12 protein-coding genes are annotated in these 17,444 nt (G+C 56.9%); 8 read left to right on the top strand and 4 right to left on the bottom strand.

Annotation, left to right across the window (positions count from 1 at the left end):
- The first annotated feature begins 309 nt into the window (after window positions 1-309).
- The 5 genes from greB (at window position 310) to AC1RKG_RS22185 (ending at window position 6,765) form a co-directional block, all read left to right on the top strand.
- Window positions 310-783 (top strand): transcription elongation factor GreB, encoded by a 474-nt coding sequence (gene greB, locus AC1RKG_RS22205; RefSeq protein WP_020837359.1) that lies wholly within the window; start codon window positions 310-312, stop codon window positions 781-783.
- A gap of 157 nt (window positions 784-940) precedes the next feature.
- Window positions 941-3,271 (top strand): Tex family protein, encoded by a 2,331-nt coding sequence (locus AC1RKG_RS22200; protein WP_201895926.1) that lies wholly within the window; start codon window positions 941-943, stop codon window positions 3,269-3,271.
- Between the two features lie 646 nt (window positions 3,272-3,917).
- Window positions 3,918-4,136 carry a ferrous iron transporter A gene (feoA, locus tag AC1RKG_RS22195; RefSeq protein ID WP_020837362.1) on the top strand — a complete coding sequence of 73 codons (219 nt, stop codon included), beginning with the start codon at window positions 3,918-3,920 and terminating at the stop codon, window positions 4,134-4,136.
- 71 nt (window positions 4,137-4,207) lie between these two features.
- Complete coding sequence (feoB, locus tag AC1RKG_RS22190; RefSeq protein ID WP_020837363.1) at window positions 4,208-6,523, top strand: Fe(2+) transporter permease subunit FeoB; 2,316 nt, start codon at window positions 4,208-4,210, stop codon at window positions 6,521-6,523.
- Complete coding sequence (locus AC1RKG_RS22185; protein ID WP_020837364.1) at window positions 6,523-6,765, top strand: FeoC-like transcriptional regulator; 243 nt, start codon at window positions 6,523-6,525, stop codon at window positions 6,763-6,765. Before feoB ends, AC1RKG_RS22185 begins: the two co-directional genes overlap by 1 nt.
- Before the next feature lie 37 nt (window positions 6,766-6,802).
- Here the strand turns inward: AC1RKG_RS22185 and AC1RKG_RS22180 are convergent, their stop codons facing one another.
- Together AC1RKG_RS22180 and bioH are read right to left on the bottom strand one after the other, a co-directional pair.
- Window positions 6,803-7,087, bottom strand: a complete 285-nt coding sequence (locus AC1RKG_RS22180) for a YdgH/BhsA/McbA-like domain containing protein (protein ID WP_046372469.1) — start codon at window positions 7,085-7,087, stop codon at window positions 6,803-6,805.
- A 260-nt stretch (window positions 7,088-7,347) separates the two neighbouring features.
- The gene (gene bioH, locus AC1RKG_RS22175; protein WP_493183723.1) at window positions 7,348-8,124 is read right to left on the bottom strand and encodes a pimeloyl-ACP methyl ester esterase BioH; all 777 of its coding nucleotides are present in this window, start codon (window positions 8,122-8,124) and stop codon (window positions 7,348-7,350) included.
- Between the two features lie 42 nt (window positions 8,125-8,166).
- Between bioH and gntX the strand changes: the two genes are divergently transcribed.
- Complete coding sequence (gntX, locus tag AC1RKG_RS22170) at window positions 8,167-8,850, top strand: DNA utilization protein GntX (RefSeq protein WP_046372467.1); 684 nt, start codon at window positions 8,167-8,169, stop codon at window positions 8,848-8,850.
- A gap of 67 nt (window positions 8,851-8,917) precedes the next feature.
- Entirely contained in the window at window positions 8,918-9,493 is a 576-nt protein-coding gene (gene nfuA, locus AC1RKG_RS22165) for a Fe-S biogenesis protein NfuA (protein ID WP_006328556.1), read from the top strand.
- 185 nt (window positions 9,494-9,678) lie between these two features.
- Here nfuA and malQ read toward each other — a convergent pair whose 3' ends face one another.
- Complete coding sequence (malQ, locus tag AC1RKG_RS22160) at window positions 9,679-11,769, bottom strand: 4-alpha-glucanotransferase (RefSeq protein WP_493183722.1); 2,091 nt, start codon at window positions 11,767-11,769, stop codon at window positions 9,679-9,681.
- A 9-nt stretch (window positions 11,770-11,778) separates the two neighbouring features.
- The gene (malP, locus tag AC1RKG_RS22155; protein WP_493183721.1) at window positions 11,779-14,184 is read right to left on the bottom strand and encodes a maltodextrin phosphorylase; all 2,406 of its coding nucleotides are present in this window, start codon (window positions 14,182-14,184) and stop codon (window positions 11,779-11,781) included.
- A gap of 542 nt (window positions 14,185-14,726) precedes the next feature.
- On the opposite strand from malP, the gene malT reads away from it, so the two are divergent.
- Window positions 14,727-17,441 (top strand): HTH-type transcriptional regulator MalT, encoded by a 2,715-nt coding sequence (malT, locus tag AC1RKG_RS22150; protein ID WP_020837370.1) that lies wholly within the window; start codon window positions 14,727-14,729, stop codon window positions 17,439-17,441.
- Window positions 17,442-17,444 lie beyond the last annotated feature (3 nt).

The raw sequence follows: 17,444 nt of genomic DNA, 5'->3' as shown, positions 1-17,444 counted from the left end.
TTATTCTTTTGCCCATTTATCAACAATTTTCATCAAAATGCCCGCGACGATTCACCAAAATCCCGATGCGCATAGGTTAAATTTAGAAGCACTGCGTCTTTTGGCTGGCGGCATACCCGACGGCTGATTCGGCAGTGTAACTCAGCCGGGGCGATAAGAAACGCGAGCACCGGCAATTTTGCGCGTGGCCGATGATTAACGCTCATTGGATTGTGCAACAGCAGCCTACAGCCCGATGCGAGTTTATGCGACACTTTGCCAACGCAATGACGTCCTTCCCTTTGATATGTCCCTAAAGGCGGAACCACGATGAGAACGCAGCTGATAACCCGCGAAGGTTACGACAAGCTAAAGCAGGAATTAGACTTTCTCTGGCGCGAAGATCGGCCAGAGGTCACCAAAAAAGTGACCTGGGCAGCCAGCCTCGGCGACAGAAGTGAAAATGCCGATTATCAGTACAACAAAAAACGGCTGCGGGAAATCGATCGCCGCGTACGCTACCTGACCAAATGCCTCGAGCAATTAAAGATTGTCGATTACTCCCCGCAGCAGGAAGGCAAAGTGTTTTTCGGTGCCTGGGTGGTAGTGGAAAACGAGGACGGCGACACTAAACGCTTTCGCATCGTCGGCTATGACGAGATTTTTGGCCGCCGAGACTACATCTCCATCGATTCGCCCATGGCCCGCGCGCTGCTTAAAAAAGAAGTGGGTGATGCCGCCACCGTCAATACGCCAGTCGGCGATGCCCTGTGGTACGTGAATGAGATCGAGTACGTAAAATAAGATTTCAGTTTTTTCCGAGCGACCGCCCGCCGCCGCAGTACAGGCCGCTTTACGCGCTATGACTGTCGAGAGGCGGCCCGCTCCGCTGGCATTTTCCCCGCGCAATCCGTATAACTGTCCCCCTGTTTACCAACCGTTCTCAACAGATACCAGACTTATGAATGACCCACTGAGCCGCATTATTGCAACAGAACTGCAGGCCCGGCCGGAGCAAGTTGACTCCGCCATCCGTCTGCTGGATGAAGGTAATACCGTGCCCTTTATTGCACGCTATCGTAAGGAAGTCACCGGGGGTCTGGACGATACCCAACTGCGCCAGCTGGAAACCCGCCTGGGTTATCTGCGTGAACTGGAAGACCGCCGTCAGACCATCCTTAAATCGATCGACGAGCAGGGCAAACTGACCGAACAGCTGGCGACGGCGATCACCGCCACGCAAAGCAAAACCGAACTCGAAGACCTCTACCTGCCTTACAAACCGAAGCGCCGCACTCGTGGCCAGATCGCGATTGAAGCCGGTCTGGAGCCTCTGGCGGACACGCTGTGGCAGGATCCTCAGCAGCAACCTGAACAGTTGGCCGAAGGTTACGTTAATGCAGACAAGGGCGTAGCGGACGTAAAAGCCGCCCTCGACGGCGCGCGTTATATCCTGATGGAGCGCTTCGCCGAAGACGCCGCATTACTGGCCAAGGTCCGTAACTACCTGTGGAAACATGCGCACCTGGTGTCCAAAGTAGTGGAAGGCAAGGAAGAAGCCGGGGCCAAGTTCCGCGACTATTTCGATCATCATGAACCCATTGCCCAGGTGCCATCGCACCGTGCGCTGGCCATGTTCCGCGGCCGTAACGAAGGCGTACTGCAGCTGGCGCTGAATGCCGATCCGCAGTTTGAAGAAGCCCCACGCGAAAGCCAGGCGGAGCAGATCATCATCAGCCACCTGGATCTGCGCCTGAATGATGCTCCGGCGGATGCCTGGCGCAAAGCGGTGGTCAACTGGACCTGGCGTATCAAGGTGCTGCTGCATCTGGAAACCGAACTGATGAGCACGGTGCGCGAACGCGCGGAAGACGAAGCGATCAACGTCTTTGCCCGTAACATGCATGACCTGCTGATGGCGGCCCCGGCCGGTATGCGCGCCACCATGGGGCTGGATCCGGGCCTGCGTACCGGGGTCAAAGTGGCGGTAGTCGATGCTACCGGCAAGCTGGTCGCCACCGACACCGTATACCCGCACACCGGTCAGGCCGCTAAAGCCGCCGCCATCGTCGCCGCACTGTGCATCAAGCATAAAGTGGAGCTGGTCGCCATCGGCAACGGCACCGCATCGCGCGAGACCGAACGTTTTTACCTCGACCTGCAACAGCAGTTCAGCGAAGTCAAAGCACAAAAGGTGATCGTCAGCGAAGCCGGCGCTTCGGTGTACTCCGCTTCCGAACTGGCGGCGCTGGAATTCCCTAACCTCGACGTCTCGCTGCGCGGTGCGGTATCCATCGCACGTCGTCTGCAGGATCCGCTGGCCGAGCTGGTCAAAATCGATCCGAAATCCATCGGCGTCGGCCAGTATCAGCATGACGTCAGCCAAAGCCAACTGGCGAAAAAACTCGACTCCGTGGTCGAAGACTGCGTGAACGCCGTCGGTGTGGATCTGAATACCGCCTCGGTGCCGCTGCTAACCCGCGTAGCCGGCCTGACGCGCATGATGGCGCAGAATATCGTCACCTGGCGTGACGAAAATGGCCGCTTCAGCAACCGCGAACAGCTGCTGAAAGTCAGTCGCTTGGGGCCGAAAGCCTTTGAACAGTGTGCCGGCTTCTTGCGTATCAACCACGGCGACAACCCACTGGACGCCTCGACCGTTCACCCGGAAACCTACCCGGTAGTCGAACGCATTCTGGCCGCAACGCGGCAGGCTCTGCAGGATCTGATGGGCAACCCGGCGGCGGTGCGCAGCCTGAAGGCCAGCGACTTTACCGACGAGAAGTTCGGTGTGCCGACGGTGACCGACATCCTGAAGGAGCTGGAGAAGCCAGGCCGCGATCCGCGTCCGGAATTCAAAACCGCAACCTTTGCCGAAGGGGTGGAAACCCTCAACGATCTGCAGCCGGGGATGATCCTGGAAGGTTCGGTCACCAACGTCACCAACTTCGGTGCCTTTGTTGATATCGGCGTGCATCAGGATGGGTTGGTGCATATCTCCTCGCTGGCGGACAAGTTTGTCGAAGATCCGCACACCGTGGTGAAAGCCGGTGACATCGTCAAAGTGAAGGTGATGGAAGTGGACCTGCAACGTAAACGCATTGCATTGAGCATGCGTCTGGACGAGCAACCGGGTGAAGGTTCCCCACGGCGCGGTGGCAATTCAGCGCCGGCCAAGGACAACACCTCGCGACCGCAGGCCAATAAGTCCAAACCACGTGGCGCTAACACCTCGGCAGGCAACAGCGCCATGGGTGACGCACTGGCGGCGGCCTTTGGCAGAAAGTCGTAGTCAGGCGGCCAGCAGAAAACGCATGAGACACAGGGAGGGGGTTAACCCCTCCCTTTTCCGCTAAATACCCTCATCATTTTTTGACCCGCCTCAATAAACCCGCATTTTTATTCGCTGCCGCCGACAGCCCTGATAATTCCGGTTTTAAGCCTGAAAGCCACGCTAAATAGTCATTTATTAACATCTCTATTAACATTAAATTCTCATTCCGGTATTTCTCAGCGAAACACAAATGCTTAGCGCTCGTATTCAGCAGGCAATATGTTGCCTAATAAATACCGATATTGACGTCACCGAATCAAAGCTGTCGAATCTGTCACTACTTTTTTCAAACCGGAAAAATTCACTACAAATACGTAACTGATTTAACTCACCATTCGCATTTGCACCCCACCAGGCTGGGTGATAAAAATAGCGCTGTCAGGCAATTGCATTCTCTAAATGTGATCGCCACAACCTTTGGTTACCAATACCCCTATTTTTTGTATTGAATACGATAATTATTCTCACTATTATTATTTTGCGTGTTCACTGCATTGCCTCATGGATTGAAAGCGTCGGCAGCCCGTGGTTTTTATCTCGGGACTGCCATTGGAACGTTCTTTTATCATCACCAGCCCAATAGCCTGGGCTTAGAGAAGGTTACATGCATCTTCTGCCTAAACGGTCTTATAAGATCGCCGGCTTCGCCAATGAAATCGGCCCGGCTTATCGCCAAAAACTTTTATCCCTCGGCATGCTGCCGGGCTCGTCTTTTGAAGTGGTACGCGTCGCGCCATTGGGTGACCCCATAGAAATAAAAACCCGCCGCGTCAGCCTGGTGCTGCGTAGGAAAGATCTGGCCCTGATCCTGCTCGACGGCTAGTCCTGAGCCGCCTTGCTTTGGCCATGCATCTTGCCTGGCCCAATTTCCATTGACTGATATCACGCTAAATTATGAAAAAACTCACTATTGGCTTAATAGGCAACCCCAACTCCGGTAAAACTACGCTGTTCAACCAGCTGACCGGGGCACGCCAGCGGGTCGGTAACTGGGCGGGCGTGACGGTAGAACGCAAAGAAGGCCTGTTCACCACGCCGCAATCACAGGTCAAACTGGTCGATCTGCCCGGCACCTACTCCCTGACCACCATCTCGGAGCAAACCTCACTCGACGAACAAATTGCCTGCCACTACATTCTGAGCGGCGACGCCGATCTGCTGATCAACGTGGTCGATGCTTCCAATCTGGAACGCAATCTATACCTGACGCTGCAACTGCTGGAGCTGGGCATCCCCTGCATTGTCGCGCTGAATATGTTGGATATCGCCAAAAGCCAAAAAATTAATATCGATATCGCGGCACTGTCGGCGCGTCTCGGCTGTCCGGTGGTGCCGATGGTGTCCACCAAAGCCGACGGTATTGGCGTGCTGAAGCAGATGATCGACAACCATCAGTTCAATGAATTAAAAGCGCTGGTGAACTACCCGCCGCTGCTGCTCAAGGAAATGACCACGCTGAGCGACGCCATGCCGCAGACCCTGCCAAGCGAGCAACGTCGCTGGCTGGCGCTGCAGATGCTGGAAGGCGATATCTACAGCCACCAGCTTGCCGGCCCTGCGGCGGCCCTGCTGCCGGCGGCCAAACAGGCGCTGCAGCGGCAACAGCAGGAAGATCCTGCACTGGTGATTGCCGATGCGCGTTATCAGTCAATCGCCACCCTGTGCGATGCCGTGAGCAATTCACAACAGGCCATGCCGAACCGTCTGACCGAAGCGCTGGATAAAGTGATCCTCAACCGCTGGTTAGGGGTGCCCATCTTCCTGCTGGTGATGTATTTGATGTTCCTGCTGGCCATTAACCTCGGCGGCGCACTGCAGCCGATCTTCGATATCGGGTCGGCGGCAATCTTTATTCAGGGTATTCAATGGCTGGGCTATACCCTGCACTTCCCTGAATGGTTGACCATTTTCCTGGCGCAGGGGGTCGGTGGTGGTATCAACACCGTGCTGCCGCTGGTGCCGCAAATCGGCATGATGTACCTGTTCCTGTCGTTCCTCGAAGACTCCGGCTATATGGCGCGTGCGGCGTTCGTGATGGACCGCCTGATGCAGGCGCTCGGGTTGCCCGGCAAGTCTTTCGTGCCGCTGATCGTCGGCTTCGGCTGTAACGTGCCTTCGATCATGGGCGCACGTACGCTGGATGCGCAGCGCGAACGCCTGATTACCATCATGATGGCGCCCTTCATGTCCTGCGGGGCTCGGCTGGCGATCTTCGCCGTGTTTGCCGCTGCTTTCTTTGGCCAGGACGGCGCAGGTGTGGTTTTCTCTTTGTATATGCTGGGTATTGTGGTGGCAATCCTCACCGGTCTGGTATTGAAGTACACCATCATGCGCGGTGAAGCTTCCCCCTTCGTGATGGAGTTGCCGGTTTACCACGTGCCACACCTGAAAAGCCTGCTGCTGCAAACCTGGCAGCGCCTGAAAGGCTTTGTGCTGCGTGCCGGTAAGGTGATTGTAGTTGCCAGCATCTTTATTGGCGGCCTGAACAGCTTTTCGTTCAGCGGCAAGCCGGTAGATAACATTAATGACTCGGCGCTGGCGTCGGTGTCCAAAGTATTGACGCCGCTGCTGAAACCGATGGGCGTGCACAGTGACAACTGGCAGGCTACCGTCGGCCTGGTGACCGGAGCCATGGCGAAAGAAGTGGTGGTCGGTACGCTAAATACCCTGTACACCGCCGAACATATCAACAGCACCGAATTTGATGCCGCCAACTTTAACCTGCTGGATGAACTGGGTGGCGCATTGGACACCACCTGGCAAGGGCTGAAAGACACCTTCAGCCTGAGCGTACTGTCCAACCCGATTGAGGCCAGCAAGGGCGATGGGGAAATGGACGTCGGCTCAATGGGCGTTATGAGCAGCAAATTCGGCTCCGGGGTTTCCGCCTACAGCTACCTGATCTTTGTGTTGCTGTACGTCCCTTGCGTCTCGGTGATGGGGGCCATCGCCCGCGAATCCAGCCGCGGCTGGATGACCTTCTCCATTCTCTGGGGGCTGAACGTCGCCTACTCGCTGGCCACGCTGTTTTATCAGATTGCCACCTTCAGCCAGCATCCGCAGTACAGCCTGGCGGCGATCGCCATCGTGGTGTTATTCAATCTGCTGATTCTGTTCGGCCTGCGCCGGGCACGTAGTCGGGTCACGGTACGCCTGAGCAACGCCACCCCGGCAGCCTGCTGTCAGGGCGCCAAGGGCAACTGCCACTAATGGCCGGCCTGCTGCAGATCCGCGACGCATTGGCGCTGCACGGTAGCATACAGGCGCTTCAGCTCAGCCGTCAGTTGGCGGCTCCGCTGCCGCTGGTGCAGGCAATGCTGGAGCGTTTGGTCGCAATGGGGAAAGTGGAGCGTATCGAGCAGGATAACAGCGCCTGCCTGAGCGGCAGCTGCAAAAGCTGTCCGGAAGGCAAAGCGTGCAGCAGTACGGTGATATATCGGTTAAAACACTGAGAGGTGGGGCGCGGCACGAGGCGCGCCCCCTTCTTGATTATTGCTTGTCTTTGTACACTTCGGCGATAGCACTGAACTTGCCGTGCTCACGGCCTGCCAGGATCACGTAATATTGTCCGCCTTTTTCATCAGCCAGTTTGGACAGTTCTTCTTTTGCATCCATCGGCGATGTGGTTTGTGCGGTGGTAGTTACCGTACCGATCTTCTCATATTTACCCGGATTCTTATCCAGATCTTCCTTGGTCAGCAAGGTTGCCGCCAGGGTGCTGAAAGACACGGAACCCACAACTAACGCTGCAACAATCATTTTCAAAGATTTCATTACCATACCTCTCAAGGGATAATTTATTTGTTATGAAAGCCGTCCAGAGTAAATGCGCGATAACACTGGCTGCCGTGACATCTTCGGACCTCGTTGCTTTCCCTGACGAGACCGTTTTCCCAGAGACGAAACGCCGAATGAAAATACGCACGCGTTTTTTCATTGTGCAGCCAACGCAGTTACCCACCTAAGTATTGAACAGGTTTATTTTTTATCCACTAAGCGGCTCTTTTTTTAGCGCTTTATTGTGCGATTTTGGGTCAGATCCCATTTTCTGCCACAAAAGTGCCAATAATTTCTGCAAATTCATCAGGGTGGGAAATGAATGGTGCATGAGCTGCTTTTGCAATGATGATTGATAGCGAGTTTGGCCACTTGGCATCAAGCAGTTCTGCCACCTTACGCGGCACCAAACCGTCCAGATAACCGTAAACCCGCAACAGCGGCAACGGCAGCTTGGCCAGTGGCTGGCGCAAATCGGCCGTTCGCAGTATTTCCAGCCCACCGTTTAATACCTCAACGCTTGGCATCGGTTGGTTAAGCACCACCGATTTCAGCAGGCGGGCATCTTGCCGCGCGCTTTCCGTTCCCAGCGTCTGCAATGCCAGAAAACGCTCTACGGTACGCTGAAAATCCTGCCCCAGCTGATGCTGGAAACCGCTCAACACCTCCGAGCGGATCCCCGGCCAGTCATCCTGAGCGGCAAAACAGGGTGATGAAGCCACGGTGATCAACCCGCTCACCCGTTGCGGCTGCAACAGCGCAATCTGGCTGGCCACCAGCCCGCCCAGCGACCAGCCCAGCCACCAGGCCTGCGCCGGTGCCGCGGCCATCACGGTTTCCGCCATCTGTTCGAGTGACATAGGGCCAAACCCCTGGCTACGGCCATAGCCCGGCAGGTCGACCAGATGCAGGCGGAAATGCGGCGTCAGCCGCTCAATCATGCAATGCCACACTTCGGCATTCAGCCCCCAGCCGTGGAGCAGCACAAGATCGCGATCGCCTTCACCTATTGTTTGCCAGTACAACGCACTCATCCGTTATTGTCCTTTCATTCTCATCCGTCAGGGAGGACGGTTATGCTATCAATCCAGAGCCGCTGTTGGCTATGCCGACAGTCGCTGCGTCTTTATGGTCAGGGTATCTGCAGCTACTGCCTGCGTCACATGCCCGCCAAACCTTTGTGCTGCCCGCGCTGCGGCCTGCCTGCCGGCGATGCCAGATTGCCCTGTGGCCGCTGCCTGCAACAGCCGCCCCCCTGGCAGGCGCTGGTGTTCGTCAATGACTACGCCGCGCCGCTGCGCCAGTTGATAAAAAAGTTCAAGTTTCAGCACACGCCGGAACTGGCCCCGCTGTTGGCGCGGCTAATCCTGCTGAACTGGCAACAGGCGCATCGAGAGCAATATCTGAACAGACCCGATATCATTTTAGCGGTACCCTTACAGGCAAAACGTTGCTGGCGGCGCGGCTATAATCAGAGCGATCTGCTGGCGCGGCCGCTGGCCCACTGGTTAGGGTGCGATTACCGCCCCGCCGCCCTGAGCCGGGTGCGTAAAACGGCTCCGCAGCAACGGCTATCGGCCCGCGCGCGGCGGCGCAATTTGCGTGGTGCGTTTCGTTGCCATGAAGCCATGGCGGGCCGACACGTCGCGCTGCTGGATGATGTGGTGACAACCGGCAGTACGGTCATGGAAATCGCCAAGTTGTTGCAGCAGCAGGGAGCCGCATCGATCCAAATCTGGTGCGTTTGCCGCACGTTGTAGTACCAGGGCAATGGGCGTATTATAACCTAGTATTAAAGTCAACTATTTGAACTAACGAGCTAACGCCATGATTCGTATAACAGATACTGCACAGGAACACTTTGCCAAACTGCTGGCAAACCAAGAGGAAGGCACCCAAATCCGCGTATTCGTGATCAACCCGGGTACGCCTACGGCCGAATGCGGTGTCTCTTATTGCCCGCCGGACGCCGTTGAAGCGACAGATACCGAGCTGAAGTTCGAAAAGCTGTCCGCCTATATTGACGAGCTGAGCAAACCGTATCTGGAAGATGCCGAAATCGACTTCGTCACCGACCAACTGGGCTCGCAGCTGACGCTGAAAGCGCCAAACGCCAAAATGCGCAAGGTAGACGACAATGCGCCGCTGATGGAGCGTGTTGAATACGTGCTGCAGTCGCAGATCAATCCACAGCTGGCTGGCCACGGCGGCCGTGTGACCCTGATGGAAATCACCGACGATAGCCTGGCTATCCTGCAGTTTGGCGGCGGTTGTAACGGTTGTTCAATGGTCGATGTGACCCTGAAGGAAGGCATCGAGAAAGAGCTGCTGCAGAAGTTCCCTGAACTGAAAGGCGTGCGCGATTTGACCGAGCACCAGCGCGGCGAGCACTCTTACTACTGATACCCTTCTTACTTGAAGTTGCAGCGTTGTTGGCTGCGTGCACTTACCCCAGTCACTTACCTGAGTAAGCTCCTGGGGATGCTCGCACTTGCCGCCTAGCTGCAACTCCAATTAATTTGGGTATCTACCATTTGCATGAGAGCTTAAGTTCTCATGCCCCGTCTTTAATACACAATGGCTCTCTGTTACCCCACCGAGACCTTGCGACGCCGCTTGTCCAAATCCTTCAGCAGGCGATTGACCTGCTGATCGGCAAACATCTCTTCCAGCGTTTTGGTCAGTTTTCGCCGCCAGTTTGGGTACTGATCGCTGGTGCCGGGAATATTGACCGGATCCGCCATATCCAGCCAGTCTTCCGGCTGCAGACCCAGCAAGGCGCTGGCGCTGTCGGCGACATAGCGCTGCAAACCACGATTAAGCAGCGGGCTCATATTCAACAACGCCGCCTTTTTGCCCACTTTCTGCGGCACACAGCCATAGTGATGTAAGCCATCCAGTAGCCCCTGCTTGGCACGTTCGCGATCGGCGAACAGCTCTTTCAGGATCTCCGCATCCGGATACAGCCCCAGCTTGTTGCCGAGCTTCAGATCGCCACTTTGCCAATAGCCGCGCAGCGTCGGCAGGTCGTGCGTGGTGATGGTCGCCATCGCCTGAACCGGATAGGCCTGCGGGGCGCGGAAGTGGTTCTCGCCGTCGCGTTCGAAGTACAGCACCTTGTAGGAATAAACGCCGCTGTCGCGCAGCTTGCCGACGATTTCCACCGGAACGGTACCGAGGTCCTCGCCAATCACCATGCAGCGGTGACGTTGACTTTCCAGCGCCAGCACCGCCAGCAGATCATCTACCGGATATTTCACGTAGGCGCCGTGAACGGCGGTTTCACCGTAAGGGATCCACCATAAACGCAGTAACGCCATCACATGATCAATACGCAGCGCACCACAGCTGGTCATATTGGCGCGTAGCAGATCGATAAACGGCTGATAGCCGCGCGCCGCCATCACATGCGGATCCATCGGCGGCAGCCCCCAGTTTTGCCCCAGCGGCCCGAGAATGTCCGGCGGTGCGCCAACCGAGGCCTTCAGGCAATACAGCTCGCGTTCGCACCAGGTTTCCGCGCCGCCTTCCGCCACGCCGACCGCCAGATCGCGATACAGGCCAATCGGCATCTGCTGTTGCTGACTTTGGCGGAAACAATCGGCGAACTGACTGGCAGCCAACCACTGCAGCCACAGGTAAAATTGCACCTGTTCTTGCTGCTGCTGACAAAATTGCTTTACCGCAGCGCTATCACCCTGCTGATATTCTTCCGGCCAGACCGGCCAGCCCCACAGGCTGTCATCCGCAGCCGCAAGATGAGCATGCAGCGCGTCGAATGCCGCCTGCTGATACAAACTTTCGCCGCCGTCGATAACAAACTGCTCGAATGCCTGACGCTGAGAGTCAGCGGCTTTACGCGCCTGGAACAGCGGGAATGCCAGTTGCAACGCCGCCAGCTTAAGCTGCGTCACCTTGCCGTAATCCACCCGATCGCTGGCACGGGCCTCGGCCAACTTTTTTTGCGTTGCCGGTTTCAGCCACCATTGCTGGGCGGCTTCATTGCGCTGGAAATCTTCCACCGCGTTCACGTCAATATAGATGACATTCAACCAGCGTCGCGACGACGGGCTATACGGGCTGGCGCTTTCCGGGTTAGCCGGGTACAGCGAGTGAATCGGATTCAGCCCGACAAAAGCGCCGCCCCGTTCACCGACCTGCTCCACCATCTGGCGCAAGTCGCCAAAGTCACCGATGCCCCAGTTGCGATCGGAGCGAAGAGTGTAAAGCTGGACGCAAGCGCCCCACAGCTTCTTGCCGGTCAACAAGGCATCCGGTTCGAAGCAGCGTTTCGGCGCCACAATCAACCGGCACTGCCACTGCTGTTCACCCTGTGTCAGCGTCAGTTGATGATAGCCCGTTGGCAATTCAGCCGGCAGGGTGAACGTTTTGCGTGCGCTGGCGCGGCCTTGCTGCCGGCCGCCGTCTTCGCGCAGCAGCGTCCACTGATACTCTCCGCTGCCCGCCAGCGGCAAAGCCACCGGCGCGCCCTGATAAAACACCTTCACCGCCGGCAGCGGCGTCACCGCAGCCTCCTGCGGTGATGCGCTTCGGCCCATGGCGTCCAGCAGCCTGCGCTTGGTGTCTTCAGCGATCGCCTGCTGTTGACCATGGGCGTTAATATAATCGGCAGCGATACCCGCCTGAGCTGCCGCCTGATCGATGACCTTGCGATCCATTCGCTCTCCTTAACGCTTGGCTTGCCAGATACGCTGCTGGTAGTCGCGGATCGAGCGATCCGAGCTGAACATCCCAACACGTGCGGTGTTAAGAATAGTACGACGCGTCCATTCATCACGGTCACGATAGAGTTCGTCTACCTGCTGTTGAGCTTTACAGTAAGAAGCAAAGTCCGCCAGCACCAAATAAGGGTCGCCGCCTTCCAGCAGGCTGTGCAGCATCATGTCGAAAGCATGCTTGTCACCGTTGCTGAATGCACCGCTCGCCAATTCGTCCAGAATCGCTTTCAGATGTTTGTCTTTCTTGCGGTAGCTGAGCGGATCGTAGCCTTTCGCCAGCAGCGCCTTCACCTGATCCACGGTATTACCGAAGATAAAGATGTTGTCTTCGCCCACCTTCTCGGCGATTTCCACGTTAGCGCCATCCAGCGTGCCGACGGTCAGCGCGCCGTTTAACGCCAGCTTCATATTGCCGGTCCCTGAAGCTTCTTTGCCGGCTGTGGAGATCTGCTCGGAGATATCCGCGGCCGGGATCATCAGCTCAGCGACGGAAACGCGGTAGTCAGGAATAAACGCCACTTTCAGGCGATCCTTCACCAGCGGATCGTTGTTGATCTTCGACGCCGCCTGGTTGATCGCATAAATGATGTTTTTCGCCAGGTAATAGCCCGGAGCCGCTTTGGCGCCGAACAGGAACACGCGCGGCACGATATCCAGCTGCGGGTTATCGCGCAGTTGACGATACAGCGACAGGATATGCAGCAGGTTAAGGTGCTGGCGTTTGTATTCGTGCAGGCGCTTGATCTGCACGTCGAAAATCGCGTCCGGGTTCAGTTTCAACCCCATGACGTCGTGCACGTAATTGGCCAATACGACTTTATTATCGCGCTTGATTTGCTGATAACGCTGACGGAACGCCGCGTCATCGGCGTACTTCTCCAACCCCTTCAGCGCGTCAAGATCGTTAGCCCACTCTACCTTCAGCGTTTCGTCAATCAGCCCAGACAACGCCGGGTTACACTGCTTCAGCCAGCGGCGCGGCGTGATGCCGTTGGTGACGTTGTGGAATTTGTTCGGCCACAGTTGGTGATATTCCGGGAACAGATCTTTCACCACCAGATCGGAGTGCAATTGCGCCACACCGTTGACCGCAAAGCCGCTGACCACGCACAGGTTAGCCATGCGGACCTGCTTGTTATGGTGTACTGCCAACTTGGCCCACACCGCGTCGTCACCCGGCCAGTGCTTGTCCACCAGCTTTTTGAAGTTGGCGTTGATCTGTTTGATGATGGAGAAGTGGCGCGGCAGCAGGCTGCGTACCAGTTTCTCATCCCAGCACTCCAACGCCTCCGGCATCAGGGTATGGTTGGTGTAGGCGAAGGTCTTGCTGGTGATGGCCCAGGCGGCATCCCACTCCAACTGATGCTCATCCAACAGAATGCGCAGCATTTCCGGAATGGCGATGGTCGGGTGAGTGTCATTAAGCTGGATCACTTCGTACTTCGGCAGATCTTCAATTTTGCGGCCTGCCAGATGGTGCTTACGCAGGATATCCGCCACCGAACAGGCGCACTGGAAGTATTGTTGCATCAGGCGCAGGCGCTTGCCTGCCTGGTGGTTGTCATTCGGATACAGCACCTTGGTCAGCTTGGCCGCTTCAACGCCCTGCTTCTCCGCCTGCAGGAATTTACCGTCGTTGAAATCACTCAGATTAAACGGATGCTGATGCGTCGCCTGCCACAGGCGCAGCGGTTGAGTCACGCCATTGCGGAAGCCCGATACCGGCAGATCCCAGGCCTCGCCGCGCAGGGTAAATGCCGGACGCCACAGTTCACGGCCATCGGCCAATTTCTCCAGTTTCCCGCCGATGCCCACATCCACCGACAGCGCGGCGTTGTGGCGGAACCACGGGTAGCTTTCGCGCTGCCAGTTATCCGGCGCTTCCTGCTGCTGGCCGTCGCTAAACGACTGGCGGAACAGCCCGTATTGGTAATTCAACCCGTAGCCGGTGGCCGGTTGTTCCACCGTTGCCATCGAATCCAGGAAACAGGCCGCCAAACGCCCCAGCCCACCATTGCCCAACGCCGGATCGGTTTCCTGCTCCAGCAGATCCGCCAGCTTGATGTCCTGCTCCGCCAATGCCTGCTCGACGGTGTCATACCAGCCCAGGTTAATCAGGTTGTTGGCCGTCAGGCGACCAATCAGAAACTCCATCGAAATGTAGTTCACGTGGCGCAGCGGCTTACTGCTTTTGCGCGGTGCAGGCTGCGCAGCCAACTGCTCGGCCAACGCCGCGCTTACTGCCTCCCACCATTGGTGCTGAGTCATTTGTTGTGCAGAACTGAGGCCAAACTTTTGCCACTGACGGGTCAGTGCCGCCAGGAAAGCATCCTTTTTAAGCGTAGGCTGGGACATAAAGAACTCTCTATCCAGTAAGTGGGTCAAATTAGCGTTATCGTGCCGGGGAGAAAGAGTGAAGGCATCATCCCGCCTGGGGATTAGCTGGGGAGGAGGATTGGGGCGTAGCTAAAATTGTGATCTCAGGCACTTTTTGACTCCCTTGCATCATGCAAAAAAGCCCACCGACGGACGCGGCGAGCACTGAGAACCAGGCGAAAACTTGTTCAATGACGTTAGCACAGTTATCGCAGAGGCTACAGTCGCCTGCGCGCCCATAAATGCTTTCTTGTACCTGCGTCACTCAAGCGCGCTAAAACACCACGGTTCCACAGGGCTTTAGCTGTAAACGTAAAAAAGTGTGATCAATAGCAATATAACTCCAAGCCAATGCGGAACCTTGTTGCAATACGTTTAACGTTGTCAGAAGTTAGGAGGGGGATTAATTACGAGCCATAAAATAATTAACCCTACTCCGATCCCGGCAGGCGTCGCGCTGCAATGAACGCCAACGGGCAGGCCAACGGCTACGGAAACCGCGATTTTCACTCTGGAATACTATGCTGATCCCATCGAAACTGAGCCGTCCGGTACGGCTGCAAAATACCGTGATCCGCGATCGCCTGCTGGCCAAATTAGCCAGCACGGCCAACTATCGCCTGACATTGGTCAATTGCCCTGCGGGATACGGGAAAACGACGCTGGTCGCACAGTGGGCGGCCGGTAAATCAGATCTGGGCTGGTACTCGCTGGATGAAAGTGACAACCAACCCGAGCGCTTCGCCAGCTACCTGATCGCCGCCTTGCAACACGCCAGCGGCGGCCACTGCGTCAAAAGCGAAGCACTGAGTCAAAAGCATCAGTACGCCAGCCTGTCGGCACTGTTCGCCCAGGTGTTTATCGAGCTTTCCGACTGGCATCAGCCACTGTATCTGGTGATTGACGACTATCACCTGATCACCAATGACGTGATTCATGAAGCCATGCGCTTTTTCCTGCGCCACCAGCCGGAAAATCTGACGCTGATCCTGCTGTCCCGCACCTTGCCGCCGTTGGGCATTGCCAATCTGCGCGTGCGTGACCAACTTTTGGAAATGGGCACGCAACAGCTGGCGTTTACCCATCACGAAGCCAAACAGTTCTTTGACTGCCGCCTGACGGCCCCCATGGAACAGCATGACAGCAGCCGGCTGTGCGATGAGGTCGAAGGTTGGGCTACCGCGCTGCAGCTCATTGCGTTATCCGCCCGTCAATCCACTTCTTCCGCCCAGCAGTCGGCCAAACGCCTGGCGGGGCTTAATGCCAGCCACCTGTCGGATTATCTGGTGGACGAAGTGCTGGATCACGTCGATGCCGAGGCGCGCGCCTTCCTGCTGCGTTGTTCGGTGCTGCGTTCCATGAACGATGCGCTGATCGTCCGCCTGACCGGCGAAGACAACGGCCAGCAACGGCTGGAAGAGCTGGAGCGTCAGGGCTTATTTATCCACCGCATGGACGACAGCGGCGAGTGGTTCTGTTTCCACCCGTTATTCGCTACCTTCCTGCGTCAGCGTTGCCAATGGGAATTGGCGCTGGAACTGCCGGGCCTGCACCGGGCCGCCGCCGAAGGTTGGCTGGCGCTGGGGTATCCGGCGGAGGCAATCCACCACGCGCTGGCGGCCAGCGATGTCAGCATGCTGCGCGATATCCTGTTGCAGCATGCCTGGTCGCTGTTCCACCACAGTGAACTGGCCCTGCTGGAAGAGTGTCTGAACGCGCTTCCTTACGAAAAGCTGATCCAAAACCCCAAGCTTGCACTGCTGCAGGCCTGGCTGGCACAAAGCCAGCACCGCTATATCGAAGTGAATACCCTGCTGGAGCGCGCCGAACAGGCAATGCGCGAGCATAAAATTGACGTCGATCGCACCCTGCACGCCGAATTTGATGCCCTGCGCGCGCAGGTGGCAATCAACGCCGGCAAGCCGGAAGAGGCCGAACGCCTGGCCACCGAAGCGCTGAAATTCCTGCCGCTTTCCAGCTATTACAGCCGCATCGTCGCCACCTCGGTCACCGGCGAAGTCCATCACTGCAAGGGCGAACTGGCTCGCGCACTGCCGATGATGCAGCAGACCGAGCAGATGGCCCGACGCCATCAGGCTTACCACTACGCGCTTTGGGCGCTGCTGCAGCAGAGCGAAATTCTGATTGCACAGGGGTTCCTGCAGGCCGCCTACGAAACGCAGGACAAAGCTTTTGAGCTGGTGCGCGAACAGCATCTGGAACAGCTGCCGATGCATGAGTTCCTGCTGCGTATCCGTTCACAAATCCTGTGGTCCTGGTCGCGGCTGGACGAAGCGGAAGACGCCGCCCGCGAAGGCCTGAAAATCCTGGCCAACTATCAGCCTCAACAGCAGCTGCAGTGCATGGCCATGTTGGCCAAGTGCTCGCTGGCGCGTGGCGATCTGGATAACGCCAATGCGCACATGCAACGTTGTGAAGTCCTGCTGCACGGCTCTCAATACCACCGCGACTGGCTGACCAATGCCGACAAACCGCGGGTGATCCACTGGCAGATGACCGGCGACACCGCAGCCGCTGCCCAATGGCTGCGCCAGACCGAAAAACCCGGCATGGCGGACAACCACTTTATGCAAGGCCAGTGGCGCAACATTGCTCGGGTACAGATCATGCTGGGCCAGTATGAAGAGGCCGAAGTGGTGCTCGACGAGCTCAACGACAATGCCCGCCGCCTGCGCCTGGTCAGCGATCTGAACCGTAACCTGTTGCTCAGCAACCAGCTTTACTGGCAGATGGAGCGTAAAAGCGACGCGCAAAAGGTCCTGATGGAGGCGCTTTCACTGGCCAGCCGTACCGGATTTATCAGCCATTTCGTCATTGAAGGCGAAGCGATGGCGCAGCAACTGCGCCAATTGATTCAGCTTAATACGCTGCCGGAGTTGGAAAATCATCGCGCCCAACGTATTCTGCGCGACATCAATCAACATCACCGGCATAAGTTCGCGCATTTTGACGAGAACTTCGTCGATAAGCTGCTAACTCATCCACAGGTACCGGAACTGATCCGCACCAGCCCGCTGACGCAGCGCGAATGGCAGGTTCTGGGGCTGATTTATTCCGGCTACAGCAACGATCAAATTGCCGGCGAACTGGACGTGGCGGCTACCACCATCAAAACCCATATCCGTAACCTGTACCAGAAGTTGGGCGTAGCCCATCGCCAGGAAGCGGTACAGCAGGCGCAGCAACTGCTGAAGATGATGGGGTACGGCGCCTGACGA

The sequence above is a fragment of the Serratia sp. GW822-FHT06D09 genome (assembly GCF_058799515.1).
This window is presented reverse-complemented; position numbering and strand designations above follow the sequence as displayed.

Coding starts and splice junctions, on each gene's coding strand:
- feoA (WP_020837362.1), top strand. CDS start 3,918: ATGCATCTTCTGCCTAAACGGTCTTATAAGATCGCCGGCTTCGCCAAT.
- malQ (WP_493183722.1), bottom strand. CDS start 11,769: ATGGATCGCAAGGTCATCGATCAGGCGGCAGCTCAGGCGGGTATCGCT.
- AC1RKG_RS22180 (WP_046372469.1), bottom strand. CDS start 7,087: ATGAAATCTTTGAAAATGATTGTTGCAGCGTTAGTTGTGGGTTCCGTG.
- feoB (WP_020837363.1), top strand. CDS start 4,208: ATGAAAAAACTCACTATTGGCTTAATAGGCAACCCCAACTCCGGTAAA.
- malT (WP_020837370.1), top strand. CDS start 14,727: ATGCTGATCCCATCGAAACTGAGCCGTCCGGTACGGCTGCAAAATACC.
- greB (WP_020837359.1), top strand. CDS start 310: ATGAGAACGCAGCTGATAACCCGCGAAGGTTACGACAAGCTAAAGCAG.
- AC1RKG_RS22200 (WP_201895926.1), top strand. CDS start 941: ATGAATGACCCACTGAGCCGCATTATTGCAACAGAACTGCAGGCCCGG.
- nfuA (WP_006328556.1), top strand. CDS start 8,918: ATGATTCGTATAACAGATACTGCACAGGAACACTTTGCCAAACTGCTG.
- malP (WP_493183721.1), bottom strand. CDS start 14,184: ATGTCCCAGCCTACGCTTAAAAAGGATGCTTTCCTGGCGGCACTGACC.
- bioH (WP_493183723.1), bottom strand. CDS start 8,124: ATGAGTGCGTTGTACTGGCAAACAATAGGTGAAGGCGATCGCGATCTT.
- gntX (WP_046372467.1), top strand. CDS start 8,167: ATGCTATCAATCCAGAGCCGCTGTTGGCTATGCCGACAGTCGCTGCGT.
- AC1RKG_RS22185 (WP_020837364.1), top strand. CDS start 6,523: ATGGCCGGCCTGCTGCAGATCCGCGACGCATTGGCGCTGCACGGTAGC.